19 protein-coding genes and 1 riboswitch are annotated in these 25,128 nt (G+C 48.5%); of the genes, 10 read left to right on the top strand and 9 right to left on the bottom strand.

Going from position 1 to position 25,128, the window contains the following annotated elements:
- Positions 1-33 precede the first annotated feature (33 nt).
- From DBK98_RS07285 to DBK98_RS07275, 3 genes are all read right to left on the bottom strand, one after another.
- Positions 34-2,436: a glycoside hydrolase N-terminal domain-containing protein gene (locus DBK98_RS07285; RefSeq protein WP_032536854.1), complete on the bottom strand. Its 2,403-nt coding sequence runs from the start codon at positions 2,434-2,436 to the stop codon at positions 34-36.
- A 211-nt stretch (positions 2,437-2,647) separates the two neighbouring features.
- The gene (locus DBK98_RS07280; RefSeq protein ID WP_032536853.1) at positions 2,648-3,646 is read right to left on the bottom strand and encodes a FecR family protein; all 999 of its coding nucleotides are present in this window, start codon (positions 3,644-3,646) and stop codon (positions 2,648-2,650) included.
- Positions 3,647-3,707: 61 nt separating this feature from the next.
- Entirely contained in the window at positions 3,708-4,295 is a 588-nt protein-coding gene (locus tag DBK98_RS07275) for an RNA polymerase sigma-70 factor (RefSeq protein ID WP_005778610.1), read from the bottom strand.
- A gap of 125 nt (positions 4,296-4,420) precedes the next feature.
- Here DBK98_RS07275 and DBK98_RS07270 point away from each other — a divergent pair, with 125 nt between their 5' ends.
- A complete protein-coding gene (locus DBK98_RS07270) occupies positions 4,421-4,660 on the top strand; it encodes a hypothetical protein (RefSeq protein ID WP_005778611.1) in 240 nt (79 codons plus the stop codon).
- 70 nt (positions 4,661-4,730) lie between these two features.
- Here DBK98_RS07270 and DBK98_RS07265 read toward each other — a convergent pair whose 3' ends face one another.
- Positions 4,731-5,639 (bottom strand): mechanosensitive ion channel family protein, encoded by a 909-nt coding sequence (locus DBK98_RS07265; RefSeq protein ID WP_032536852.1) that lies wholly within the window; start codon positions 5,637-5,639, stop codon positions 4,731-4,733.
- Between the two features lie 117 nt (positions 5,640-5,756).
- Positions 5,757-5,853, top strand: a riboswitch (TPP riboswitch).
- Here DBK98_RS07265 and DBK98_RS07260 point away from each other — a divergent pair.
- The 3 genes from DBK98_RS07260 to DBK98_RS07250 all read left to right on the top strand — a co-directional run bounded on the left by DBK98_RS07260 (position 5,852) and on the right by DBK98_RS07250 (position 9,257).
- Complete coding sequence (locus DBK98_RS07260) at positions 5,852-8,071, top strand: TonB-dependent receptor (protein WP_032536851.1); 2,220 nt, start codon at positions 5,852-5,854, stop codon at positions 8,069-8,071. (Overlaps the previous riboswitch by 2 nt.)
- 3 nt (positions 8,072-8,074) lie before the next feature.
- Positions 8,075-8,647, top strand: coding sequence for a nicotinamide riboside transporter PnuC (gene pnuC, locus DBK98_RS07255; protein ID WP_005810632.1), 573 nt, complete (start codon positions 8,075-8,077; stop codon positions 8,645-8,647).
- Positions 8,634-9,257 (top strand): thiamine diphosphokinase, encoded by a 624-nt coding sequence (locus tag DBK98_RS07250; RefSeq protein ID WP_005810634.1) that lies wholly within the window; start codon positions 8,634-8,636, stop codon positions 9,255-9,257. The genes pnuC and DBK98_RS07250 overlap by 14 nt, the downstream gene beginning before the upstream one ends.
- Here DBK98_RS07250 and DBK98_RS07245 read toward each other — a convergent pair.
- The 4 genes from DBK98_RS07245 to thrA form a co-directional block, all read right to left on the bottom strand.
- Positions 9,211-10,158, bottom strand: a complete 948-nt coding sequence (locus DBK98_RS07245; RefSeq protein WP_032531769.1) for a DMT family transporter — start codon at positions 10,156-10,158, stop codon at positions 9,211-9,213. The two genes, DBK98_RS07250 and DBK98_RS07245, sit on opposite strands and share 47 nt — an antisense overlap.
- A 316-nt stretch (positions 10,159-10,474) precedes the next feature.
- A complete protein-coding gene (thrC, locus tag DBK98_RS07240) occupies positions 10,475-11,776 on the bottom strand; it encodes a threonine synthase (protein ID WP_005810637.1) in 1,302 nt (433 codons plus the stop codon).
- A gap of 149 nt (positions 11,777-11,925) precedes the next feature.
- Complete coding sequence (locus DBK98_RS07235; protein ID WP_032536849.1) at positions 11,926-13,137, bottom strand: cofactor-independent phosphoglycerate mutase; 1,212 nt, start codon at positions 13,135-13,137, stop codon at positions 11,926-11,928.
- 10 nt (positions 13,138-13,147) lie between these two features.
- Complete coding sequence (gene thrA / locus DBK98_RS07230) at positions 13,148-15,583, bottom strand: bifunctional aspartate kinase/homoserine dehydrogenase I (protein WP_005823094.1); 2,436 nt, start codon at positions 15,581-15,583, stop codon at positions 13,148-13,150.
- 666 nt (positions 15,584-16,249) lie between these two features.
- On the opposite strand from thrA, the gene DBK98_RS07225 reads away from it, so the two are divergent.
- Together DBK98_RS07225 and DBK98_RS07220 are read left to right on the top strand one after the other, a co-directional pair.
- Positions 16,250-17,203 carry a polysaccharide biosynthesis/export family protein gene (locus tag DBK98_RS07225; RefSeq protein WP_080546242.1) on the top strand — a complete coding sequence of 318 codons (954 nt, stop codon included), beginning with the start codon at positions 16,250-16,252 and terminating at the stop codon, positions 17,201-17,203.
- A gap of 18 nt (positions 17,204-17,221) precedes the next feature.
- On the top strand, positions 17,222-19,522 hold the full coding sequence (locus tag DBK98_RS07220) for a tyrosine-protein kinase (RefSeq protein WP_032536848.1): 2,301 nt from the start codon (positions 17,222-17,224) through the stop codon (positions 19,520-19,522).
- A 94-nt stretch (positions 19,523-19,616) separates the two neighbouring features.
- Here the strand turns inward: DBK98_RS07220 and DBK98_RS07215 are convergent, their stop codons facing one another.
- Positions 19,617-20,024 carry a BT0820 family HAD-type phosphatase gene (locus DBK98_RS07215; protein WP_005778632.1) on the bottom strand — a complete coding sequence of 136 codons (408 nt, stop codon included), beginning with the start codon at positions 20,022-20,024 and terminating at the stop codon, positions 19,617-19,619.
- Between the two features lie 823 nt (positions 20,025-20,847).
- Here DBK98_RS07215 and radA point away from each other — a divergent pair.
- From radA to DBK98_RS07195, 4 genes are read left to right on the top strand one after another with little or no spacing between them, the layout of a single operon-like run.
- Positions 20,848-22,215, top strand: a complete 1,368-nt coding sequence (gene radA / locus DBK98_RS07210) for a DNA repair protein RadA (protein WP_005810649.1) — start codon at positions 20,848-20,850, stop codon at positions 22,213-22,215.
- 55 nt (positions 22,216-22,270) lie between these two features.
- Positions 22,271-22,645 (top strand): GxxExxY protein, encoded by a 375-nt coding sequence (locus DBK98_RS07205; protein WP_005778635.1) that lies wholly within the window; start codon positions 22,271-22,273, stop codon positions 22,643-22,645.
- A gap of 43 nt (positions 22,646-22,688) precedes the next feature.
- Positions 22,689-24,278: an NAD(P)/FAD-dependent oxidoreductase gene (locus DBK98_RS07200; protein ID WP_032536847.1), complete on the top strand. Its 1,590-nt coding sequence runs from the start codon at positions 22,689-22,691 to the stop codon at positions 24,276-24,278.
- A gap of 8 nt (positions 24,279-24,286) precedes the next feature.
- Complete coding sequence (locus DBK98_RS07195) at positions 24,287-24,886, top strand: response regulator transcription factor (RefSeq protein WP_032531771.1); 600 nt, start codon at positions 24,287-24,289, stop codon at positions 24,884-24,886.
- Positions 24,887-25,128: the final 242 nt, after the last annotated feature.

The raw sequence follows: 25,128 nt of genomic DNA, 5'->3' as shown, positions 1-25,128 counted from the left end.
CACACCATCCCAAAGAAGGTATGAGTGTCATTTTCATTTTTCTGCAAAAAATGGTGCAGAGAAATGATAAGTCTTGCCTTCACGTAGCTGTAATCGTGTTCTCCGATCCCCATAAACTACTTCATAGGATTCGTTTTGCCGTGCATGCAGGACGGCTTCCACCAGCTGTCCGGATTTCCACGTAATATCCAATGTGTGTCCACCATACACCTGTATCCCTTTTATGCAGCCATCGGCATATTCATGAGGCCAAGCCGGCAGTAGTTCTATTTTCCCCTTTTCCGTATAAACCAGCATTTCCATCAAAAGACGCGGAAAACTCAAAACCGCATCCAGATTGTAAACCTGATGCTCGGGATCATGCGAGGTAACCAGTCCGTCATATAAATAATGGCGGCGGCAAAAGCGGTCCAGATTGGTCTTCACTTTCTCTATATCTCCCAACCGTACAGCCTGTAGTGCCACATGGATTAGTCCATGAGCCGAACCGGTATCGAAGGCAAAACGCTTGTCCAAAGCTACACTTGCCGCTTTAATAAGACGGGAATCTCCTTTTGACTTACCCAACCGGGAACCGGGAAACACCGGATATAAGTGTGAAAGATGTCTGTGGTTATACATATCCGGATAATGGGGATCAATCCATTCGGCCAATGCCCCATCGTTATTTATCCGATAAGCCGGCAAGCGTTGCAGATAATGACTCCACCGTTCCAGTTCTTTCTTATCCACACGGAACTTATGCCCCATCTCCAGAAGCAGGCCAAACACTTCTCTGGCAATGGCAACATCCATCGTAGCATCTTTGCTCAGCCAGGTATCAGTTCCGGGAGATGCGTTTTCCGGTGAAACACTCGGACAGATATGATAAAGGCTGTCACAGCCCATAATAAGATAATCTTCATAAAAACCGGCCATCTCCCGATAGAGGGGGAATACGTGTTCTTTTAGGAAGGTCTCGTTACCGGTCAGCATAGCATACTCGTAGAATGGCCGTATATTCCAGCCAGCCCCACCCGCCCAGAACATCCAGGGAAAAGATCTTCCGAAATGAGTCAGATATCCGTTTTCCGGATCATTGTAATGGGCTACAAGAAAGCCCCGGCATCCCAAGTAGTTTTTCGCATTCAGTCTCCAACCCGGCAATAGATTTTCGACATATCCAATATAAGACTCCGCACATTCATGCAAGTTGCCCATAGATGCTGCCGAAATAGCTAAATTAATATTTGAATCCCAAACAAATCCGCCAATCCATCCGGGTTTCCAGCCTCCTCCCCAAATTCCTTGTAAAGGAGGCGGATATTTGCCGGACGAAGAAATCAAGAGATAACGGCCCATTGCGTGGATCTGCTCTAAAAACAAAGGAGTAACCCCACATTCGTGAATCGTCGAAAGCATTTTCTCAGTCGGAACGGTCTTCCAGTCGGACGAACATCCCAGATCCAACTGCATACGGCGGAACATTTCCCCATGTATCCGGCTATGAGGTTTCAGCAACTTACCATAATCAAGCGGCAAACCCGACAGTTCTTTTTGTACGGACGAACGCACGGATAAACGGGCCTCCTTCAGAGGAGTGATCCTAATGAGCACCAACACCTCTTCAGCGTCCGTTATCCGTAAAGAATCTCCTTCAGCCGTCATACTTCCTCCCTTAACCGTCACACGGGCTAACCCTTCATAGCCACCGACATCATATTTATAGCCGGCACGATAGGATAACCAACCCGACACGGCTTCTGCTTTCACCGATGAGAAAGCACTGTCCAAGTTATGATCAAAGTGCATACCTTCACGCCCAGGAGTCTCTTTCAGACTCAGCACCAGATTCATCTTATTACCCTCATCGGCTTTCAAGCGGACCACATTCACATTATGCTCCCTGGACGAGAACACAGATTCCGTCACCTTCCCGTTTTCGCACCAGGAAGTGAGCACTTCTCCAGTCTCCAGGTCGAGCTGCCTTCTATACTGCTTTTCGGTTTGTAAAGGTATACCCGTATGCCGGATACACAGGTCGAAAGCCGGATGAGGAATCAAAGGCCAACGTTGGCGGGCTCCCATGGCAACCAACTGGCAATCAGCTTCGCTCGTCATCAACGCATCCGCGGCATCACTTTTTCCTGATTCCATCAGACTTCGTACTTGCGGGAGCAAAGAAGCGGTGCAAGGAACCGCCACCTTATTGCGGTCCCATCCCCTTATAAATAATTCTTCGTGGACACAGATAATCCTTTCTTCTCCCGGCTGTCCCATCACCATTGTTCCATGACTTCCATTACCGGTAACGAATGCATCCTGCCAGGATGTAGCAGGTTTTTCGGACCAAACTACCCATCGTCCGGACGAATTTAGAAAAGATGGATGGCTCTTAATCCCATGAGTAAAGGAAAACGGGAGACAGGCCATCAACAAAGTAAACAAATACTTCATATAAACACATAATCATTGTGATATCTTTATGTACAGACATCTGGTTCATACTCAAAATAAATATTCCGAAAGGCCTTTTTAGTATACATAAGCTAACACCTCACCCGAAAGAAAGTATGAGTCTTCTGTTTTAGAGTACATCTAAAAAAATAGATGCAGTCCCTTTTGTCTGGTCTGCATCTATCTATATAGGAATGATGATTCAATCCATCTATTCTTTCTTCAGGACTTCGAACACCCCGTCTTCTGTTTGTGAGAAACGTATCCATGAAACCGCCTCCAAATCACGCAATACATCATCAACGTTCACTTTGCTGGTAGACAGAGTAAACCTGTTATTCAATAAAGTAGAATCACGCACAATGAAATGAACATCATACTGCCGTTCCATCACTTTTATGATCTCTTTCAACGGAGTGAGATAAAAGTTCAGGCTATTGGAACGCCAGGAAGAGATCTGGTTCATATCTTCCGGTTCGGATATCTGGCAACGTCCGGACTTTCTGTTATATTCCGCACTTTGACCGGGTACAAGAGGATACTCCTTATGCTTCGAATCCTTTAGCAGAACTCCGCCCTCTTCCAGTGTCACCCATACATTCTGCTCTGCAGGATATGCCTTCACATTAAATTTGGTTCCGGTCACCTTCACCTCGATTCCCTTCAAATCGACAATAAACGGACGGTTCTTTTCTTTGGCTACCACAAAATAGCCTTCTCCCCACAGCTCAACACTACGATTGAACAGCCCAAATTGTTTGGGATATCGCAAACGAGTATCCGAGTTCAACTGTACGACCGTACCATCCTGCAAAACGACCTGCATCTGTTCACCGTAAGGAACCTTCAGTTCAGCATACTCCGTAGCAGAGAATACACCGGTTCTGTCGGCCAGAAACCAAAGCGACAAACTGAGAAAAAGGAAAGGGATCAACACGGCCGCCGCTATCAGTCCGCGACGATAAGATATTGTTTTTTTCTGTGGTTTGATCTCTCCCATAAAGCGTTGCCGCATCCGTTCTTCCGGCACCGGATGGTCCAGCCAATCCAAGGCCTGCTCTTCCGTCAACCGCAAAGATTCATTTTCCAGCCGTTCCGACAGATAGCGGCTACCTTCCTCTGTAGCAAACCATTCCGCCACCTTTCCGGCCTCCTCTGCAGAAGCTTCATTATTGAGCACCTTATCTATAATCGCATCATCTATTTTCATTTCTACTTTTCTTTATCTACTAATAAAAACACTTCACCAACTTAAAAGTATGAGTTGACACTCACCCTAAAAAATGAATCCACAATACATGAAGTAGTACAATCAACGATTCTATTTCCGCACGAAGTATCTTAATGGCCTGGGTATAATGTGATTTTACGGTAGGAACCGTAATATGCATCTCGTCCGCTATTTCCTGATTGGAAAGCCCTTTCTCTATTTTCAAACGGCATATTCTTTGCTTTTGAGGGGGGAGTTTGCCGATAGCGGCCCGGAGATGCTCCCTGAAGTCTTTATCCTCAAAATCTTTCAGGAAACCATCATCGGCTTCTTCGTCTTTCTGGGCCATTTCATAATGTTTCTCGAAAACAAGATTACGATGTCGTAATTCATTCAGTATGTAGTTCTTTAAAATAGTAAATAATAAACTCCGGATTCCGGACTGAAAGTCAAACCTTTCCCGCTGTTCCCACAGTTTCATAAAGGTATATTGTACGGCATCTTCGGCTTCTTCACCGGATTTGAAATACCGATAGGCCAATGCATACAACAAGCGATTGTACTGCCGGAAAACAGTAACGAAAGCATGCTCGCTACCTTTACGGAGTTCTGCATACAGTTTCTGGTCAAAGTCTAAGAACTGATTCATTATCGAATATTCCCCACTTAAAGATTTAAGGCAAAATACAGAGACCGCAAAGATAAGAAAAAACAGATTGAACCTTATCCTCTTTCAGAATGTTTTATCTGTAGAAATTTAAAACAACAACGGTTATGGAAAAATATCTTATTCACAGTAATGAGCTTCACCTGATCGATCAAGAAAGAATCCACCAGGCAGTAGAACAGATGGTAGAGTCATTGGATATGGCAGCCGGATCTACATTCAGTTTCGATCTTTACAAAGTGGTGGAAACCTATTTCAAGGATTTGGATAAGCGGAGAGAGATAAACCATCTGTTAGGCATCACAGACAACACGTATGATCCGACAGAAGATTTTGGAGTGTGTTAATCGGTTAAATATAAATCTTGAAAAAGGGTGGTTACCTCCGACGAAGTAGCCACCCTTTTTGTATGAGTTATCAGTTGGGTGCCTGATGAACTGTGAGTTGAGGGAAGGGGAAGTTAATGCCTTGTTCGTTGAATGTAGCATAAATCGCCTTGTTAATATCGAAATATACTCCCCAATAATCGGCACTGTTCACCCAGACACGGGCCACCACGTTCACACTGCTCGCATCCAGGGCATGAAGAGCTATAAAGGGAGCAGGATCATCCAGGATACGCTTATCGGCAGCCAGCACCTCACGTACCACCTTCTCAACCTTATTATAATCTTCACCATAATCCACACCAACAATCCACTCTACCCGCCGGGTTGTCTGATTGCTGTAATTAGTCACGACCCCACTGCTCAGTGCACCGTTCGGAACATAAATCAATTTATTGTCGGCAGTGGTCAGGATGGTGTGGAAGATCTGGATTTCCTTGACAGTACCGGAAACGTTCTGTGCATCTATCCAGTCGCCCACCTTATAAGGCTTGAACAGCAGGATGACCAGTCCGCCGGCAAAGTTCTGCAGATTACCCGAAAGAGCCATACCGACAGCCACACCGGCAGAAGCCAGCAGAGCGGCGAACGAAGTGGTTTCCACTCCTAATGCACCTACCACGGAAACAATCAGCAATACGGTGAGAAGGATATTAACGAGGCTCCTTACAAAAGTTTTGATACTGATATCGACATTTCTCTTATCCATAAGACGCCTTACAAGTCGGTTCAGCATCCGGATCAGAAAACGTCCGACCAGAAAGACAATCACAGCCTTCAGGATGTGACCTCCGGCCTGTATACCCGAATCGATCAACTGCTGGGTAACCAGAGCCAGTTTATCCAGCCCATCGGCCTGTGCAATGGCCTGATCGAGCTTATCGGCCGCTACCTGCAGAGAGTCTGCCACTTGTTGCGTGGCTTGAAAGAATAGTAGCATAATAGTACAATTTTAAAAGTTTTTCATTTAATAACAGCAGACAAAGCTACAATGTTTTTATCAAATAGCGAAGTGTTTCTTGCTTAACACGCCCAAAAAGCGTAAATTTGCCACCGATTCACTGAGTAGGGGTGCCTTAACATGACGGGCTGAGAACATACCCTTTGACCTGATCCGGGTAATGCCGGCGTAGAGAAAAATAAATTAGCAACATGAAAAAGATGATTTTTGCCGGCTGCCTGATAGCCGGAGCAAGCGTCTTCGCGCAAGCGGGCGAGACAGACAGCTTGAAAGTAGTAAACCTGCAAGAGGTGCAGGTAGTATCCACACGTGCCACTTCGAAGACTCCCGTAGCATTTACCAACGTGTCGAAAGAGGAACTCAAAAAGCAGAACTTCGGGCAAGATATCCCGTATCTGCTCAGTATGACACCTTCGGCACTGACCACCAGTGATGCCGGAGCAGGCATCGGCTATACCACCCTGCGTGTGCGCGGAACGGACGGGACACGTATCAACATCACCGCCAACGGCATTCCGATGAACGATGCCGAAAGCCATACGCTTTTCTGGGTGAACATGCCCGACTTTGCCTCATCGGTGAAGGATATACAGGTGCAACGCGGTGCGGGAACTTCGACCAACGGTGCCGGTGCTTTCGGTGCCAGCGTGAATATGCAGACGGAGGGGATTTCGATGAAGCCGTATGCCGAACTGAATGCTTCGTACGGAACCTTCAATGCGCACAAAGAAACGGTAAAATTCGGTACCGGACTGTTGAACGACCATTGGGCCTTCGATGCCCGCCTGTCCAACATCAGTACGGACGGATACATCGACCGGGCTTCGGTAGACCTTTATTCTTTTTATGCACAGGGGGGATATTTCGCCGACAACACTTCGGTGAAGTTCATCACTTTCGGCGGAAAAGAGAAAACGTATCATGCCTGGAATTATGCCAGCAAGGAAGAAATGGAGAAGTACGGACGACGTTTCAACTCGTGCGGCATGTACACGGATGATGACGGCAACATCCGTTTCTACAAAGACCAGACAGACAACTATCTGCAAATGAACTACCAGCTCTTACTGAACCACACTTTCTCGCCGGAATGGAACCTGAACGCAGCACTCCATTATACGAAAGGAGACGGATATTATCAGGAGTATAAGGAGGACCGGACACTGAAGGAGTATCGCCTGCCACCTTTCATGCACGATGGCAAAGAGGTGGACAAGAGCGACCTGATCCGTCAGAAGAAGATGGACAACCACTTCGGTGGCGGCGTGTTCTCGGTAAATTACCAGAACGGAAAGCTGAACGCTTCACTGGGAGGTGCGCTGAACCATTATGACGGATGGCACTTCGGACGGGTGATCTGGGTGAAAAACTACATCGGCGAACTGCTCCCCGACCACGAATACTACCGGAATAAAGCGAAGAAGACGGACGGCAACCTCTATCTGAAAGCCAACTATAACCTGGTGGCGGGGCTCAATGCGTACGCCGACCTGCAATACCGCTACATCAACTATAAGATAAACGGCGACAACGATAAGTTTGACTACAACGCGGATGCCCTGCAAAAACTGGCGGTAAACGATCACTTCAACTTTTTCAACCCGAAAGCCGGGCTGAACTGGGACATAGACGCCAACAACCGGGTTTACGCATCGTTCTCCATCGCCCAGAAGGAACCGACACGGAACAACTATACCGACGGCAACGCGGACGAGTATCCAAAGGCGGAAAAACTGCTCGACTATGAGTTGGGATATACCTACCGGAACACTTGGCTGAGCGCCGGGGCCAACTTCTACTATATGGACTACAAAGACCAGTTGGTACTGACCGGAGAGCTGAACGAGATAGGCGAGGCTATGGCGCGCAACGTGCCCGACAGTTACCGGATGGGAGTGGAACTGATGCTGGGTGTGAAGCCCTGCCAATGGTTCCAGTGGGACATCAATGGTACACTGAGCAAAAACCGGGTGAAGAACTTCACCGAAAAGCTGTATGAAGACGAATGGAAGAATCCGATCGAGGTCAGCCACGGAAATACACCGATTGCCTTCTCGCCGGACCTGATCCTGAACAACCGCTTCTCGTTCAGCTATCGGGGATTCGAGGCCGCCTTGCAATCACAATACGTCAGCAAGCAGTACATGAGCAATGCCAGACAGGCTGACCAGACGCTGGACGCCTATTTCGTGAGCAACCTCAACCTGGCTTACACCTTCAAGCTCCCTCACGTAAAGTCGGTTACGGCAGGATTCACCATCTACAACCTCTTCAATGCCGAGTACGAAAACAACGGATATGCAGGCAGCGGTTATAAGATAGTAAAAGGAGAGGTAGAGCGCTACAACTATGCCGGCTACGCCGCACAGGCCGGAACGAATGTAATGGGTAACATTTCCATCCGCTTTTAAGCCATGAACTACCTCGAAATCACAGGTACCCTGATCGGGCTGATTTATCTCTGGCTGGAATACCGTGCCAGCATTTACCTCTGGATAGCAGGCATCATCATGCCTGCCATCTACATCTTCGTCTACTACCGGGCGGGACTGTATGCCGACTTCGGAATCAACATCTACTATCTGCTGGCGGCCGTTTACGGATGGATTGTCTGGATGCGGGGTGCCGGCCGGGAGTCGAAAGCCGAACTCCCCATCACATATACTCCGCTGAAAAGGTATCTTCCGCTGACCGCGGTATTCTTAGCAGCCTTCCTCGGCATTGCCTGGATACTGATCCGGTTCACGGACAGCAACGTACCCTGGCTCGATTCGTTTACCACGGCACTGAGCATCATCGGCATGTGGATGCTGGCGCGCAAATACGTAGAACAATGGTGGGCATGGATACTGGTCGACGTGGTATGCTGCGGACTTTACATCTACAAAGAGCTTTATTTCACATCCGCCCTTTACGGACTTTACTCAATAATTGCTATCTTTGGCTACTTTAAATGGAAACAAATGATGCACTATGAAAGTAAATGATATCGATATGGATGCCGTGATACTGGGCAACGGCGAATATCCAACCCACTCCATGCCCGAAACCATGCTGATCATGGCTCCCTATGTGGTATGCTGTGACGGATCGGCCGATGAACACATCCGCCGGGGATTCATCCCGAATGCCATCATCGGTGACGGGGACTCCCTCTCGGCGGAGAATAAAGACCGTTTCAGGGAAATATTCCATCAGATAGACGACCAGGAAACGAACGATCAGACCAAAGCGGTCCATTTCCTGCTGGACCAAGGCAAGAAGGTGATCATCCTTGTAGGTGCAACCGGCAAACGGGAAGACCATACATTGGGAAACATCAGCCTGCTGGTGGATTATATGAAGGTGGGAGCACAGGTGACGATGCTGACCGATCATGGCATGTTCGTTCCCGCATCGGGACGGAACACTTTCAAATCACGCCCCGGACAACAGGTCTCTGTCTTTAACTTCGGTGCCACCGGACTCAGAGGAGAGGGATTGGTATACCCGCTCAGCGACTTCGACAACTGGTGGCAAGGGACACTGAACGAGGCGACAGGTGACGAATTCACGATCCATGCGGAGGGAGACTACCTGGTTTATCTGAATTACTGAGAGGTTTCTCCTTCGTTTCCGCCACCTCGACCAGATAGACACTGATGCATATCATGCCGATGGCAATGGTCTGCGCCCAGCTGAAGCGGTCCTGCCCGACCAACAGGGAAACGATGGTGGCCACCATCAGAATCAGATAACCATAAATGGCGACCACGGTAGTCTTCAGATATTTCAGTCCTATGGGCACCAGCAGATAACTGACGACCGTAGGGAAAATCAGGACGAACAGGAGGACAGACAACGGAAACCAATGCACTGGTCCGGAAAATACCGGTGCATGAAAACCGGTGATGGCAGAGACCAGAATGCTCGAAAAGGCTGCTCCAGCAAAGGTATACTTCAGCACCGTAAACATTCCGACCGATTTCAGGATACGGTTGCTCGCCACCAGATAGATGGCATAGGCAATCGAACTCAACAGGCACAGCACGTTCCCCGTCAGGGCGTCCGAAGCCAAGTCGTCACTCTTTTGTGCCAGGATACAGAGGATGGCCCCGCCGAGTCCGAGGGAGATGCCGGCAACCTTCAGGACACTGATTTTCTCTTTGAAAAAGACAACGGCGATGACAAACACCCAAATGGGCTGGAGACTGGTGAAAATGGAACTGGAGACGGGGGTCGTCTTACTCAGCCCCACCAGATAGAGAAACATAAAACCGTAAATGCCCAACGCACCAAGGAGGAAAAGGTAGATCTTTTCTTTGCGGGTAGAAGTCTCGGGCTTGACAAACATTCCGATGATCCAGAAAGCAACGGCGGCAAACACGCACCGGAGGGCCACTCCCGAAAGAGGGCTGACCCACACGGGAAGCAGGTATTTCAACGCATTCATATTCAATCCGCTAAAGGTTTTGGACACCACCATGCTCAGATTGGCCTCCACTTTTTTATTCTTCATCATACACGAGGGGTTAGGTTTTATTGGGGTACAACAAAAGAGGCAGCGGAAAGTTCGGGAAAAGGCCCGGAGCGGGAAGCGGATTCCAGTTATTTAGTTTTATACAAGAACCGACTTTCACCCGCATGTGGAACGAAAAAAAACCGCATGCGCGCGGAAGCGAATCCGGGGGAAAAGCCGGCGGCGGGGGAAAAAGCATATTTCACCACCGAGGGCACAGAGCGGCACAGAGTATTCACGTCAATAATCCATGACCTAAATCGTCTGCGTCACCCTGTGCCCTCATGTGTCTCCCTGTACCCTCAGGGGTGAGTTTCTACCTGCCCAGCAGGTAGCTCTTGAAATCGGCAAACTCCTTCGTCATCGGCAAGCTTTGCTTCTCACCTTTCATAAATGCCCGGAGTTTGGCAGGTATCTCGACCTCAGTACCGATGATGGCCTCAACCGTCTGCAAGAATTTTGCCGGATGGGCCGTCTCCAGGAAGACACCTGTCTCACCCGGCTGCAAGCCCTCTTCCAAGGCACGGAAGCCGCATGCACCGTGGGGATCGAGCAGATAGCCGGTCTCCTGCCATACGGTTTTCACAGTCTCACGGATCTGCCCGTCGGTATACGTCGCACCGGAAATCTCGGCTGCGACAGCCGCATGCGAGTCACCATACAGATCGAGTACACGGGCAAAGTTACTCGGATCGCCCACATCCATCGCATTGGCAATGGTAGCAACCGACGGACGAGGATTGTACCGCCCCGTCTGCAAGTATTGATAGAAAATGTCATTCCTGTTATTGGCAGCGATAAAACGCCGGATGGGCAACCCCATCTTCTTACCGAACAAGCCTGCCGTAATGTTTCCGAAGTTTCCGCTCGGCACACAGATGACGGCATTCGCTGCCCGTCCCGCCCGTTTCAACTGTGCGTAAGCGTAGAAGTAATAGAAAGCCTGCGGCAGGAAACGGGCCACATTGATGGAGTTGGCCGAAGTCAGCAACAACCGCTCGTTCAGTTCACTATCCATAAAGGCCGCTTTCACCAGCGCCTGACAGTCGTCGAAAGTGCCGTCCACTTCGAGTGCCGTGATGTTCTGCCCCAGCGTAGTGAACTGTTTTTCTTGTATCTCACTCACCTTTCCCTTCGGATAGAGCACATACACATGGATGCCTTCCACTCCCAGAAAGCCATTGGCCACGGCACTGCCCGTATCTCCGGAGGTAGCCACCAGCACATTCACCTGCTTCCTGCCTTCCTTGCGGATAAAGTAGCTCAGCAAACGGGCCATAAACCGTCCGCCCACATCCTTAAAGGCAAGCGTGGGACCGTGGAAAAGCTCCAGTGAGTAGATATTGTCCTTAACCTGTACCAGCGGAACATCAAAGTTCAATGTGTCATAAACGATCTCTTTCAATATTTCCGCCGGGACATCTTCGCCAAAAAAGGCATCCGCCACCCGATATGCGATCTCCTGAAAAGAAAGGCTGTCTATCTCGTCGTAAAACTCCTGCGGCAAACGCCGGATGGTCATGGGCATAAATAAGCCCTTATCGGAAGCAAGCCCTTTTACCACTGCTTCTTCAAGTGAAGCAAGCGGTGCCTGCTTGTTTGTGCTATAATATTTCATAGATACTTTTATAATGATTATGCGCTAAATGTTTCATTTCCGTTTCACCACAGATTACACAGATTTTCGCAGATTAATAATATAGATCGTTGATATTTAAGATTAAAAGTTCTGTGTTAATCCGTGTAATCTGTGGTGAACCGTATTCGCTAATGATTCATAAACTCTTTAATAAACTCATCCTCCTTCATCAGTCCGTAGCTGCCCTCCACGGCTGCTATCTCGTCGAAGGTCTGTACGCTGTCCGGTTCGATGCCCGGATACCAGATGAAGAACGGTACCGGTTCATTGGTATGCGTGCGCAGCTCGCAAGGAGTGGGATGGTCGGGCAATACGGCGATGGCCACCGGTTCGTCCCAATCCTTCACCGCCTCGTAGACAGGGCCTACGGCACGGCTGTCCAGGTTCTCGATGGTCCGCAACTTCAGTGCCACGTCACCTTCGTGCCCGGCTTCGTCACTGGCTTCGATGTGCAGATAGACAAAGTCATCCGTCCTCAAGGCTTCCAATGCGGCGGCCACCTTATTCTCATAGTTGGTGTCGTACAGTCCCGTCGCCCCTTCCACCGCGATGCGGCGCAGTCCGGCATAATATCCGATACCGTTGATCAGATCGACAGCCGAGATTACGGCTCCCCTCTTCACTTGCGGAAATGTATCGGACAGACGTTCCATCTGCGGACGATAACCCGGACTCCACGGCCAGATACTGTTGGCAGGGTCCTTGCCTTCGGCCATCCGCTTCAGGTTCAGCGGATGATCCTTCAGCAGTTCCTGCGACTTCAGGATCAGTTCGTTGAGCAAGCCGGCTGTCTCTTCGGCCTCCGGCACCAGCGGTTTCACCATCAGCGGACGGAAAGGCTTTAAAGGCACATCGTGCGGCGGAGTGCAGTCCAACTGCTTGTTCCCCCCTTTCACCACCAGCAAATGGCGGTATTGCACACCGGTATGAAACCGCACCCGGTCGTCACCTAACTTCTCCTGAAGATATTGAATCAACACATCCGCCTCTTCCGTGGTGATATGCCCGGCCGAATGGTTCTTCAGGATATCCCCTTCCGTACAAATCAGGTTGCAACGCATCGCCATCTCGCCCGGCTGCAGATCTACACCGATACTGGCGGCCTCGAGCGGCCCGCGCCCTTCGTACACCTGCGGAAGATTGTATCCCAGAACCGACATGTTGGCTACTTCACTTCCCGGATGAAACCCGTCGGCTACGGTCACCAACCGTCCGACCCGTCCCATGCGGGCCAGTTTATCCATATAAGGCGTTTTTGCATATTGCAGGAGCGTCTTGCCTCCCAACGATTTCACAGGCCAGTCGGCCATTCCATCGCCTAACAGGATGATGTGTTTCATAAGCTTCTTTTTATACGTTTGCAATACTCATGATGTCGGCAAACACACCGGCGGCTGTCACTCCGGCACCCGCACCGTATCCCTGAATCATCATCGGGTACTCCTTATAGCGCTCGGTAGTCAGCAGGATGATGTTGTTGCTGCCCTCCAATCCGTAGAAAGGATGGTTGCGGTCCACTTCCTGCAAGCCTACGGATGCCTTACCGTTTTCCAGCTTGGCAACGAAACGCCAATGTTTATTCTCGCTTTCGAGCACCTTGCGGCGGGCTTCGAAGTCAGCATCCAGACTGGGTACCTTCTTCCAGAAGTCTTCCAGCGAACCTTCGAAAAAGTCGTTCGGCACAAACAGGTTCTTTTCAACCTCTTCCTGCTCCAGCTTATATCCGGCTTCGCGGGCCAGGATCACCAGCTTACGGATCACATCCTTGCCACTAAGGTCGATACGCGGATCAGGTTCGGAGTAGCGTTCCTCCTGCGCCATCTTGATGGTACGGCTGAAAGGCACATCGGCACTGATCTTATTGAAGATATAGTTCAGTGTGCCCGAAAGGACGGCTTCGATTTTCAGGATCTTGTCACCGCTATGTATCAGGTCATTGATGGTATTAATAATCGGAAGTCCGGCACCCACGTTGGTTTCAAACAGATATTTCACACCACGCTGACGGGCTATCAGCTTCAGTTCGCGGTAATTCTCGTAAGCCGACGAAGCAGCGATCTTATTGGCCGCCACCACAGAGATGTTGTGTTGCAGGAAGTCCTTATACAAAGATGCGATGTCCGGACTGGCCGTACAATCCACAAATACCGAGTTGAATATGTTCATGCCGATAATCTCTTCGCGGATAGTGTCCAGCGAACTGTCGGTTCCTTTCTCTTTCAACTCCTCACGATAGTTGCCCAAGTCGAATCCGGCACGGCTGAACATCGCTTTCGTCGCATCGATGATACCCACCACATGTAGTTTCAGCCCATTCTCCATCATCAGTTTCTTCTGTTGCTGGCGTATCTGTTCGACAAGGCTTCCACCCACCGTACCCACACCGCAGATAAAGAGGTTGAGCACCTGGTATTCCGAGAGGAAGAAAGAGTCGTGGATCACGTTCAGCGATTTACGCAGTGATTTTGAATCGACCACAAACGATATATTGGTTTCGGACGCTCCCTGCGCACAGGCAATCACGTTGATACCATTCCGTCCCAGCGTGCCGAACAGCTTTCCGGCAATACCCGGTGTATGTTTCATATTCTCACCTACGATAGCCACGGTAGCCAGGTTCTTTTCTGCCTGGATAGGCGAGATCTCACCCATCTCGATCTCTTTGGCAAACTCTTCGTTCAGCACCTCACAAGCCAGATCGGCATCGGCATTACGCACACCGATAGAGGTACTGTTCTCTGAGGAAGCCTGCGAAACGAGGAACACACTGATGCCGTTCTTTGCCAACGCCTTAAAGATGCGGTAGTTTACACCGATCACCCCCACCATACCCAAACCTTGCACCGTAATCAGGCTCGTATCGTTGATAGACGAAATACCTTTGATGGCCTTGCTCTTCGTATGGTCTACATTCTGCTTGATCACCGTTCCCTGCCCATCCGGATTAAATGTGTTTTTAATCAGAATCGGTATATTCTTGTGACACACCGGATAGATGGTAGGCGGATAAACCACTTTTGCACCGAAGTTACAGAGCTCCGTCGCTTCAACATAGGTCAGTTCACTGATGGTGTAGGCCGTACTGATCACCCGCGGATCGGCAGTCATAAAGCCATCCACATCTGTCCATATCTCCAGGCTATCGGCACCGAGGGCTGCGGCAATGACGGCGGCAGTATAGTCGGAGCCACCGCGTCCCAGATTGGTCACGTCTCCCGAAACCTTATCAGAAGAAATAAATCCCGGTACGAGTGATACCTGTGGAATCTCTTTGAAAGCCTCCCGCACCAACCGATTGGTCAGTTCCGTATCCAGTGTATGCTTATTGTGTTTCTTTTCTGTCTTGATAAAAGTGCGTGAATCGAACCACACAGCCCCCTGAATCAGCCGTGACGCAATCAGTGAAGACAGGCGTTCACCATAGCTGACAATGGTATCGGATGTTTTCGGGGAAAGGTCTTTAATCAGATAAATGCCCTGAAAAATATCTTTCAGTTCATCAAGCAGTTCATTCACCTGATAGTGCAACAAAGTTTGAGTTTCTCCGGCAGGAATCACTCCCTTTACCATTTCTTCGTGACGGCGTACTATTTCCCGATATGCCCCTTCGTAAGCTGCATCGCCCGTGGCGGCCATTCGGGAAGTACTAATCAACTGGTCAGTGATCCCGCCCAATGCGGACACTACAACGATTACCGGCTCACCGGCAGACTCTACGATTTTCTTTACGCTTAAAATGCTGTTCACGGAACCTACGGACGTTCCGCCGAATTTCATTACTTTCATGCAGATACTTATTTAATGGAATGCTTTGTACGCTCCTTAAGGCATACAAAACCACTTTTGTTGATACAAATAATAAAATATAAAATTGAGTTTTGCTTACTTCCTGTAAGCGTGAATCACGTAGATACACATCATACTATATATTAACCCCTAAGGGTCATCCCCATTGTCCCCTGTGTCCCGATCATCAGGATACACATCGATGTGACTGTATGTGGATAGTAATGCATCATTGTCTCTGTTTCTACTTTTGATTTTGATAAGATGTTGCAAAAATAAGAATAATTTCATTCAATCTATCACTTTTTGCGATTATTTTGCGATAAAAATACAGATAAGCTCCGAAAGAGGATAAAAAATGTAGAATAGCAAGCTCCATGCCGTCCTCTTTCCATCTTACCGGGAACCGCTTCCTTCTTTCTATCGCCTCCTGTTTATGGCAAATTCCATAAAAGAAAAAAGTTAAACCGGACTTATGATGAAATAAAGAATCAATATTATTGCCTTTTATAAATTATTGATTATTTTTGCACTCAGTTTAAAGAGCGTTGATGTATCTTTTAAACTAAACATATTTAAGTAGTTAGAAGCGTTTACCATATTATTCTTGTCAAAGGAAATCGCCAATTTCAGAGGAGTATAAGAATAATAGGCAACAAAACGCTCATGCTCAATGTATATCCTTCAATAGTATATAGTTGGGCGTGGGCTGTTGTCTTTATTATCTATACTCAGGCGTTTGGCGATGCCTCTTTGACAGATAACAGCAACAGTTCCCACGCTTTTTTTATTTACTCAAACGCCGGTTCGGGGAATGACGGGCAGCGATATACAATGATGAAAGAAACCGTATGGACAGCGTTATTTTGGTGCATTCTCTGCACATCGTGTTCCTCAAGCAAACGAGTAGCTTATTTACAGCAGTTAGGTACGGAGCAGAACAATGCTCCTGTAGAGTTCAATGCCCGTATCATGCCGAAAGATTTGCTTACGATTTCCATTAGCTGCTCCGAACCGGAAGCGGCCCTCCCTTTCAATTTAATAGTACCCACCTCACAAAACGAACTTAATACCACCAACTCGACGAGCCAACCGATCCTGCAAAACTATCTGGTGAACAGTGAGGGAAGGATTACCTTACCCGTACTTGGAGAGTTAAAAGTAGAGAGAATGACAACCCAGGAGATTTCGGATATGATCGCCGAGAAGCTGAAACGCTATCTGAAAGAACAGCCCATTGTTACGGTGCGCCTGGTGAATTATAAAATCTCCGTAATCGGAGAAGTAAACCATCCCGGCATATATACGGTAAACAATGAACAGGTGAATCTTCTTGAAGCAATAGCAATGGCAGGTGACCTTACCATCTATGGCAAACGAAACAACGTACGCATCATCCGCAAAGAAAACAACCGGCAACGATTAATCACCGTCAACCTCAATGATGTAAACGTCATCCACTCTTCCGATTTTTATCTGCATCAGAACGACATTGTATATGTGGAACCCAATAAAGCCAAAACACAGGGAGCCAATATCGGTTCTTCCACCAATCTGCTGATTTCTATCACATCTATATTAATATCAATGGCCGGACTGATTGTGACCATATTAAGATAACAAAACAAATTACGCCCCATGGAAAACGAACAGAAACAACAAGAACAGGAAATAGACTTAATCGAACTATTCTATAAAATCATAGTACACTGGAGGTGGTTCCTGATAGCAATCGCTGTCGCACTGACAGGCGCATATATCTATGTACACATCACCACACCGGTATACCAGGCTTCAGCCTCGGTAGTGATCAAAGATTCTGAAGGAAGCGACAAAGCAATCAACGATCTGTTTAACCAAGTATCTCCGTCCAATATGGCGGCAACAAATACTCAGATAGAAGACGAACTGGAAATATTGCGTTCAAGATCCATATTATTGCAAGTCATCAACGAACTGAATATGCACACGAGCTATAGAATAAAGGAAGGACTCGGATATACGGAGACCACCACCCCTCCCATCAGCGTGACGTTGGAGAAAGCCGCAATGGATACTTTACAGGAGGCACTGCTGATACAAATAGAGAAAATGGGCGATCATTATGAAGCGCGGAGTGCCCTGCATGACATTTGCCTGACAGAATCTTTCACCACCTTTCCCGCAACCATAAAGACTCTGGCAGGATTATGTACCTTGGAGTTACTTCCCAATAGAACTTTCGACCGGACCGTCAAGGTAAATATCTGCCGGCCGACAGACGCAGTAAACCATTACTTGCAAAAGCTGACCGTTGCCACAACTTCGAAAAAGACATCCATCATCAGCCTCACTTTCAAGGATACAGATAAGAAGCGGGCAGAAGCATTTCTTATCAAACTAATAGAAGTCTACAACCGCGATGCCATGAACGACAAGAATAAGGTAACAGGAAATACATTGATCTTTCTGGAGGAAAGGCTGGACAGCATCAGCCGTGAATTGGGATTTGTAGAAAAACATCTGGAACAGTATAAAGAAAAGGAAAGACTGATCGATCTCAAAACGAACATGGATCTCGACTTGAACACCAACAACGAATACGAAAAGAAACTACTGGAAGTGGAAACCCAATTGAACATGACCACCTACATCTACGATTATCTGAAAGATGAACAGTATCACTTCTCCCTATTGCCGGTAAATACCGGGATTTCGGACATGGAATTGATGCGTCTGATTAACGAATACAATAAGGAACTACTGGAACGTGAACGCCTGTTGAATACCATGAAGCCGGACAATCCTACCATTGTAAACCAAAATATAAACATCACGGCTTTGCGAAAAAACATCTTGTCATCTGTCACGGGAGTCAAAGAGGGACTCGAGATTGCCCGCAAGGATATCATACGCAAGACGAACTATTTCAATTCACGTATTGGCAACATGCCCAAACAGGAGAGAGAGTTCAATAACATAGACCGCCAACAGCAGATCAAAGCTAACCTGTATCTGATGCTATTGGAACGGCGCGAACAGGCCACCATCTCTTTGGCGGCAACCATAAATAAAGCAAGGGTGATCGACGCACCGTTAACCGCCGATGCTCCCATTGCGCCCAAGAGTCCGATGATTTATGCAGGAAGTTTGTTTATGGCTTGCATCATGACCATAGCACTGATTCTGTTCAAAGACATGTTCCGTACCAAGATTTCATCAATATCCGAGGTAGAAGCCATACAACTTCCCATAGTAGGGACGATTCCCCTCGATAAAGAACAAATCGGTGTGACCGAAGGCAAGAACGGGCTTATGGAAGAGTCTTTCCGCCGACTGCGAAGCAACCTGCGTTTCTTGACGGAAAAAGGAGACGAGAAGTGCATACTCATTACCTCGTCCACCAGCGGAGAGGGCAAGAGCTTCATCAGTATCAACTTAGCCCTTTCCTTTGCTTTTCTCGGATGCCGGGTACTCATTGTCGGTTTAGACATCAGACGCCCCCGGTTAGCAGAGCATTTTCATATTCAGAACCGGCAAGGAATAACGAATTTCCTTGCCGGAAACGAGGTAAAACCGGAAAGTATCATTTATCCATCGGGGGTGCACGAACTGTTATCCGTGGTTCCATCGGGTCCTGTCCCTCCCAATCCGGCAGAACTGTTGGAAAGGGAAAGGCTGAAGGATGCCTTTACTTACTTCCGGAAGCACTTCGACTATATCATTGTAGACTCAGCACCTACCGGCTTAGCCAGTGATACGCTGAGCTTAAGCAAAGTGACGGATTTCACACTATACGTTTGTCGCATAAATTATACCTACAAGAATGTATTGCCTGAGATTGTGAATACGGAACGTACAGGACGGTTAAACCACATTTCACTGATTGTAAACGGTGGTAATCTGTCAGAGAAGAAATACGGATACGGATACGGTTACGGATATGGACATACCCATTAAACGTATCATCAATAATACCAACTTTTCATTTCATCTTTTCAAAAGAGAATGCTGTTATAACGGCAGACGTAAACTCTGCACAAACGGCATTCTCTTAAAACCACCCTCTCTTTTTCTTTTTCAATACATCATCTCCTGAAGCATAAATGTCCCGGTACGTTTTGTGTTCTTTTATCATCCGGTATACAATACCCCAATCGAGCAGTCCTCCCACATTACGGTCGTCAATAAAGAGATCGGCTTTCAGTTTCCTGGAGAATCCGTCATCCTGAAGTTTTTGTTCGGGGTACTCCTTGTTAACGGCATAAAACTCCACCCCTCTTTCTTTGCACCATGCCACGGCCTCGTCCAGTAGTTTGCCTTCGCGCACACTCCATAAAATAAGTCTGTGGTGCTCTTGTTGCAACAGCTTCAAGGTTTCCACCGCAAAAGGAATCTCATTACCAATGCCGGGATAGCGGTCCGTCACTATCGTTCCGTCAAAATCAACTGCAATCGTCATAGTGTCATGCTTTTATAATTATCCAAACAAAGATAATATTTACCAATCGAATTTACTCAAAACCTACAGAATAAAATAACAGCACACAGTATCCAAACAGATCCGCCGGCAATAAAAGAAGCAATTATCTTTTTGTCAAAACGATATTCCTAAGAGCTCAGAATCCATTATTCCGGGCACAGGATAAAGAATGGTTCAAAAAACGCCGTCATTTCGTTTAAGACACAATCAGATTGATACTGAAACACGTTTTTCTCAAACAAGAAGAAAGTAAAGAAACCTTTTCTGCCCGATTCAGACGGATATAGTTACCAAATACCATCTTTTCAACAGCTTCAGCCCGATCAAGATCCATAACCAACCAGCGCTACAAGAAGTACAATCTCTCCCCGGCAGAGGCTCTCTTTTCAGGAAACGAAGCCTCTGCCGGCAGGAAGTTGACACTCTACTTGCACGAAGTTAACATTGTGCCGTCACGAAGTTAACATCCTGCCGCTATGAAATTAGCATCTTACCGCAACAAAGTTAATAACCTGAAGCCCTAAAACCGAATAAACTAACGACGGAAATGCGGAATATGCAGTTATTTGGGAATATTTATTCAAGTTCCATTTCCGGAATGCAATCTTATCGCACAAAGCTTGTCAGCGAAGCCGGCCAATAGGCGACATTGAGTCAGCAATCCGTTCATTTCGCTGACAATCGGCCAGATGCTGTATCCAAAAGAATAACGGCTTCCCGGCATTCAAAAGTCAAAAGCTATATTCTGTTTGGCAGAAAAAGACGAAATGCGTAACTTTGAGACCTATTTATCAAGAGATCAATGGCAAAAGAGAAAACCGTTTATGTATGCAGTAACTGCGGACAGGAATCACCCAAATGGGTGGGCAAGTGTCCTTCGTGTGGCGAGTGGAATACTTATGTAGAAGAAATCGTACGCAAGGAGGTTCCGAATAAACGTCCGGTATCGGGCATCGAATCGCCTAAAGCCAAACCTGTCACCCTGAACGAGATCGAAGCGGACGAGGAACCCCGCATCGACATGCACGACGAGGAGTTGAACCGGGTACTGGGCGGCGGACTGGTGCCGGGATCACTGGTGCTGATCGGTGGCGAACCGGGTATCGGAAAATCGACTCTGGTACTTCAAACCGTGCTCCACATGCCCGAACGCAGGATACTCTACATCTCCGGAGAAGAGAGTGCAAGGCAACTGAAGCTCCGCGCAGACCGACTGACACAAACGTCGAGCGACTGCCTGATTGTGTGCGAAACGTCGTTGGAGCAGATCTATGTGCACATTAAGAATACACGTCCGGACCTGGTAATCATCGACTCCATACAGACCATATCCACCGAAAGCATCGAGTCTTCGCCGGGAAGTATCGCGCAAGTGCGGGAGTGCTCGGCCTCCATTCTCCGTTTTGCCAAAGAGACGCATACTCCGGTATTACTGATCGGGCATATCAACAAAGAAGGCAGCATTGCCGGTCCGAAGGTACTGGAACACATCGTAGACACCGTGCTCCAGTTTGAGGGGGACCAGCATTATATGTACCGTATCCTGCGCAGCATCAAGAACCGCTTTGGCAGTACGGCCGAACTGGGTATTTACGAGATGCGGCAAGACGGGCTTCGCCAGGTCAGCAACCCATCGGAGCTGTTGCTATCGCAAGATCACGAAGGCATGAGCGGGGTAGCCATCGCATCTGCCATCGAAGGAGTCAGGCCGTTCCTGATAGAAACACAGGCACTTGTCAGTTCCGCCGTTTACGGCAATCCGCAACGTTCGGCAACCGGATTCGATATCCGCCGCATGAACATGCTGCTGGCTGTGCTCGAGAAACGTGTCGGCTTCAAGTTAGCACAGAAAGATGTCTTTCTAAATATTGCCGGGGGGCTGAAGGTGAACGACCCTGCCATCGACCTGGCTGTTATCAGTGCCATCCTTTCATCCAATATGGATGCCGCCATCGAACCGGAAGTATGTATGGCAGGTGAAATCGGGTTGTCCGGTGAAATCCGTCCGGTGAACCGGATCGAACAACGTATCGGTGAAGCCGAGAAGCTTGGATTCAAACGGTTTATCCTGCCTAAGTATAATATGCAGGGAATCGACATGAAGAAGCTGAAGATAGAACTGGTGCCGGTGAGAAAGGTGGAAGAGGCGTTCCGGGGACTCTTCGGATGAGTTCACCACAGAGGACACAGAGGACACGGAGTTAAAAAAATAGAAAGACATAGGAATGGAAGAGATTAATATACTTACCAGCAAGGTTCTGGGATTAGCTTTCGAAGTACATACGCAACTGGGAGCGGGATTATTAGAAAGTACTTATGAGACATGCTTATTCCACGAAATTATCGAAGCTGGCATAAAAGTGGAAAGACAAAAGAAATTGCCTATCATATATAAAGGTAGTAAACTGGATACCGACTATCGGCTGGACTTACTAATTGACGACCGGCTTATTATAGAGCTAAAAAGCGTGGAAGCGCTACTTCCGGTACATTCTGCCCAAATCCTGACTTATATGAAATTGAGTAATATTAAGTACGGACTATTATTAAACTTCAACGTTGCAAGCCTCAAATACGGCATCAAACGTTTCATATTATAAACTAATTAAACTCTGTGACCTCTGCGTCCTCTGTGGTGAACCTATGATACAAGAATACCAACTACGAATCCTCCCTGAAATTGCCGCCAACGAGCAGCAACTCAAGACATACCTTTCTCAGGAGAAAGGGCTGAACCTGCGTGATGTAATCTCTCTCCGCATACTGAAACGGAGCATAGACGCCCGGCAACGCACCATCTTCGTCAACCTGAAAGTGCGGGTATACCTCAATGAAATGCCGACGGATGATGAATACGAACGTACTATATATAATAAGGTGGAAAACAAGCCACAGGTAATTGTTGTGGGCGCCGGACCCGGCGGATTGTTTGCCGCACTGCGACTGATAGAACTGGGGCTGCGTCCCGTCGTCGTAGAGCGTGGCAAAGATGTACGCGAGCGCAAGAAGGACCTGGCACAAATCAGCCGGGAGCACCGGGTAGACCCGGAGTCGAACTATAGTTTCGGTGAAGGGGGAGCAGGCGCTTACTCGGACGGGAAACTATATACCCGGAGCAAAAAGCGGGGAAACGTGGACAAGATACTGAACGTATTTTGCCAGCACGGGGCTTCCACCGCCATCCTGGTGGACGCCCATCCGCACATCGGTACGGATAAACTGCCACGGGTGATAGAGAACATGCGTCATACGATTATCGAATGTGGCGGTGAGGTGCATTTCGAAACCCGGATGGACGCACTGATCATCGAGAAGGGGGAGGTGAAAGGCATTGAAACCCAGACGGGCAAGACATTCCTCGGACCTGTCATTCTGGCGACAGGGCACTCGGCACGGGATGTATACCGATGGCTGGCGGCCAACAAGGTGCCCATCGAGGCGAAAGGCATTGCCGTCGGGGTACGCCTGGAACATCCGGCAGGACTGATAGACCAGATCCAATACCACAACCGGAACGGGAGAGGGAAATACCTGCCGGCAGCCGAATACAGTTTCGTCACACAGGTGGAAGGCCGGGGGGTATACAGCTTCTGCATGTGTCCGGGAGGATTTATCGTACCTGCCGCCAGCGGGCCGGAGCAGGTGGTGGTCAATGGAATGTCGCCCTCCAACCGTGGCTCCCGGTGGAGCAACTCGGGGATGGTGGTGGAGATACAGCCGGAAGACATCATGAACGACGAACGGTTAACGATGAACGATGAAGCAGAAGGGAGCCATCCCGAGCTGGCGGTGCTGCGCTTTCAGGAAGAGCTGGAGCGCCAGTGCTGGCTGCAAGGAGGCAGACGACAGACGGCTCCCGCCCAGCGCATGGCAGACTTCACACGCAGGAAGCTGAGTTACGACTTACCGGAATCGTCGTACAGCCCGGGGCTTATCTCTTCTCCGCTGCACTTCTGGATGCCGGAGTTCATCACCGGCCGGCTGTCACAGGGTTTCCAGCAGTTCGGACGCAGCAGCCACGGATTCCTCACCAACGAGGCGGTGATGATAGGCGTAGAGACACGGACTTCATCGCCGGTACGCATCGTGCGGGACAAGGATACATTGCAGCACATCACCCTGCGCGGACTCTTCCCGTGCGGTGAGGGGGCCGGTTATGCGGGGGGCATCGTCTCGGCAGGAATCGATGGAGAACGATGCGCAGAAGCAGTAGCACAATTTATGAATCAATAGGACTTATGATGAATCACCAACCCGAAATAGCCATCGTAGAGGCGAACACCCTCACCAGCCTGGGACTGAAAACAATCCTGGAGAGGATGATCCCCATGGCAGTCATCCGCACGTTTCCCGGTTTCGGCGAACTGATGGACGACACGCCGGACATGTACGCTCATTACTTTATCTCCGCACAGATATATGTGGAGCATAATGCTTTCTTCCTCCCCCGGAAACGGAAAACCATCGTACTGGCGGGAGACAGTCACCAATTCCAGCTTTCGGGCGTCCCGATACTCAACATCTACCAGACGGAAGAGGGGTTGGTGAAGGACATCCTGAAACTCCACCAGCACGCGCACCACGACGGTTATCCGGTGAAGGACATGCCTCCTGCCCCGCCTGCCGCCACCGGACACGAGCTTTCGGCACGCGAGATCGAGGTGCTGGTGCTGATCACCAAAGGGCTGATCAACAAAGAAATCGCCGACAAGCTGAATATCAGCCTGACTACGGTGATCACACACCGGAAGAACATCACCGAGAAGTTAGGCATCAAGTCGGTCTCCGGACTGACCATCTACGCGGTGATGAACGGATACGTGGAGGCGGACAGGATATAAACCGGGAATTCACCACAGAGGACACAGAGGGCACAGAGGGCACAGAGGATATTTTGAGTTATCGATTGCGCTGTGGGCGCTGTCCGCCTTGTCCGCTCTGTGTACCCTATATGCACTACCCTATATTCACCATATAGCTTACTCTGTGCCCTCTGTGTCCTCTGTGGTGAATCAGTGGTGAATCCGATATATCCTAATAAATGAGGATTGCCGTTTAACATTTTTTGCTGCATCTTTGCAAA

Source organism: Bacteroides sp. PHL 2737 (assembly GCF_004115325.2).
GTDB classification, from domain to species: Bacteria; Bacteroidota; Bacteroidia; order Bacteroidales; family Bacteroidaceae; genus Bacteroides; species Bacteroides hominis.
Note: the sequence above shows the minus strand (reverse complement) of the source record. Positions and strands in the feature narration are given on the sequence as shown.

Coding starts and splice junctions, on each gene's coding strand:
- DBK98_RS07285 (WP_032536854.1), bottom strand. CDS start 2,436: ATGAAGTATTTGTTTACTTTGTTGATGGCCTGTCTCCCGTTTTCCTTT.
- DBK98_RS07280 (WP_032536853.1), bottom strand. CDS start 3,646: ATGAAAATAGATGATGCGATTATAGATAAGGTGCTCAATAATGAAGCT.
- DBK98_RS07275 (WP_005778610.1), bottom strand. CDS start 4,295: ATGAATCAGTTCTTAGACTTTGACCAGAAACTGTATGCAGAACTCCGT.
- DBK98_RS07270 (WP_005778611.1), top strand. CDS start 4,421: ATGGAAAAATATCTTATTCACAGTAATGAGCTTCACCTGATCGATCAA.
- DBK98_RS07265 (WP_032536852.1), bottom strand. CDS start 5,639: ATGCTACTATTCTTTCAAGCCACGCAACAAGTGGCAGACTCTCTGCAG.
- DBK98_RS07260 (WP_032536851.1), top strand. CDS start 5,852: ATGAAAAAGATGATTTTTGCCGGCTGCCTGATAGCCGGAGCAAGCGTC.
- pnuC (WP_005810632.1), top strand. CDS start 8,075: ATGAACTACCTCGAAATCACAGGTACCCTGATCGGGCTGATTTATCTC.
- DBK98_RS07250 (WP_005810634.1), top strand. CDS start 8,634: ATGAAAGTAAATGATATCGATATGGATGCCGTGATACTGGGCAACGGC.
- DBK98_RS07245 (WP_032531769.1), bottom strand. CDS start 10,158: ATGAAGAATAAAAAAGTGGAGGCCAATCTGAGCATGGTGGTGTCCAAA.
- thrC (WP_005810637.1), bottom strand. CDS start 11,776: ATGAAATATTATAGCACAAACAAGCAGGCACCGCTTGCTTCACTTGAA.
- DBK98_RS07235 (WP_032536849.1), bottom strand. CDS start 13,137: ATGAAACACATCATCCTGTTAGGCGATGGAATGGCCGACTGGCCTGTG.
- thrA (WP_005823094.1), bottom strand. CDS start 15,583: ATGAAAGTAATGAAATTCGGCGGAACGTCCGTAGGTTCCGTGAACAGC.
- DBK98_RS07225 (WP_080546242.1), top strand. CDS start 16,250: ATGCTCAATGTATATCCTTCAATAGTATATAGTTGGGCGTGGGCTGTT.
- DBK98_RS07220 (WP_032536848.1), top strand. CDS start 17,222: ATGGAAAACGAACAGAAACAACAAGAACAGGAAATAGACTTAATCGAA.
- DBK98_RS07215 (WP_005778632.1), bottom strand. CDS start 20,024: ATGACGATTGCAGTTGATTTTGACGGAACGATAGTGACGGACCGCTAT.
- radA (WP_005810649.1), top strand. CDS start 20,848: ATGGCAAAAGAGAAAACCGTTTATGTATGCAGTAACTGCGGACAGGAA.
- DBK98_RS07205 (WP_005778635.1), top strand. CDS start 22,271: ATGGAAGAGATTAATATACTTACCAGCAAGGTTCTGGGATTAGCTTTC.
- DBK98_RS07200 (WP_032536847.1), top strand. CDS start 22,689: ATGATACAAGAATACCAACTACGAATCCTCCCTGAAATTGCCGCCAAC.
- DBK98_RS07195 (WP_032531771.1), top strand. CDS start 24,287: ATGAATCACCAACCCGAAATAGCCATCGTAGAGGCGAACACCCTCACC.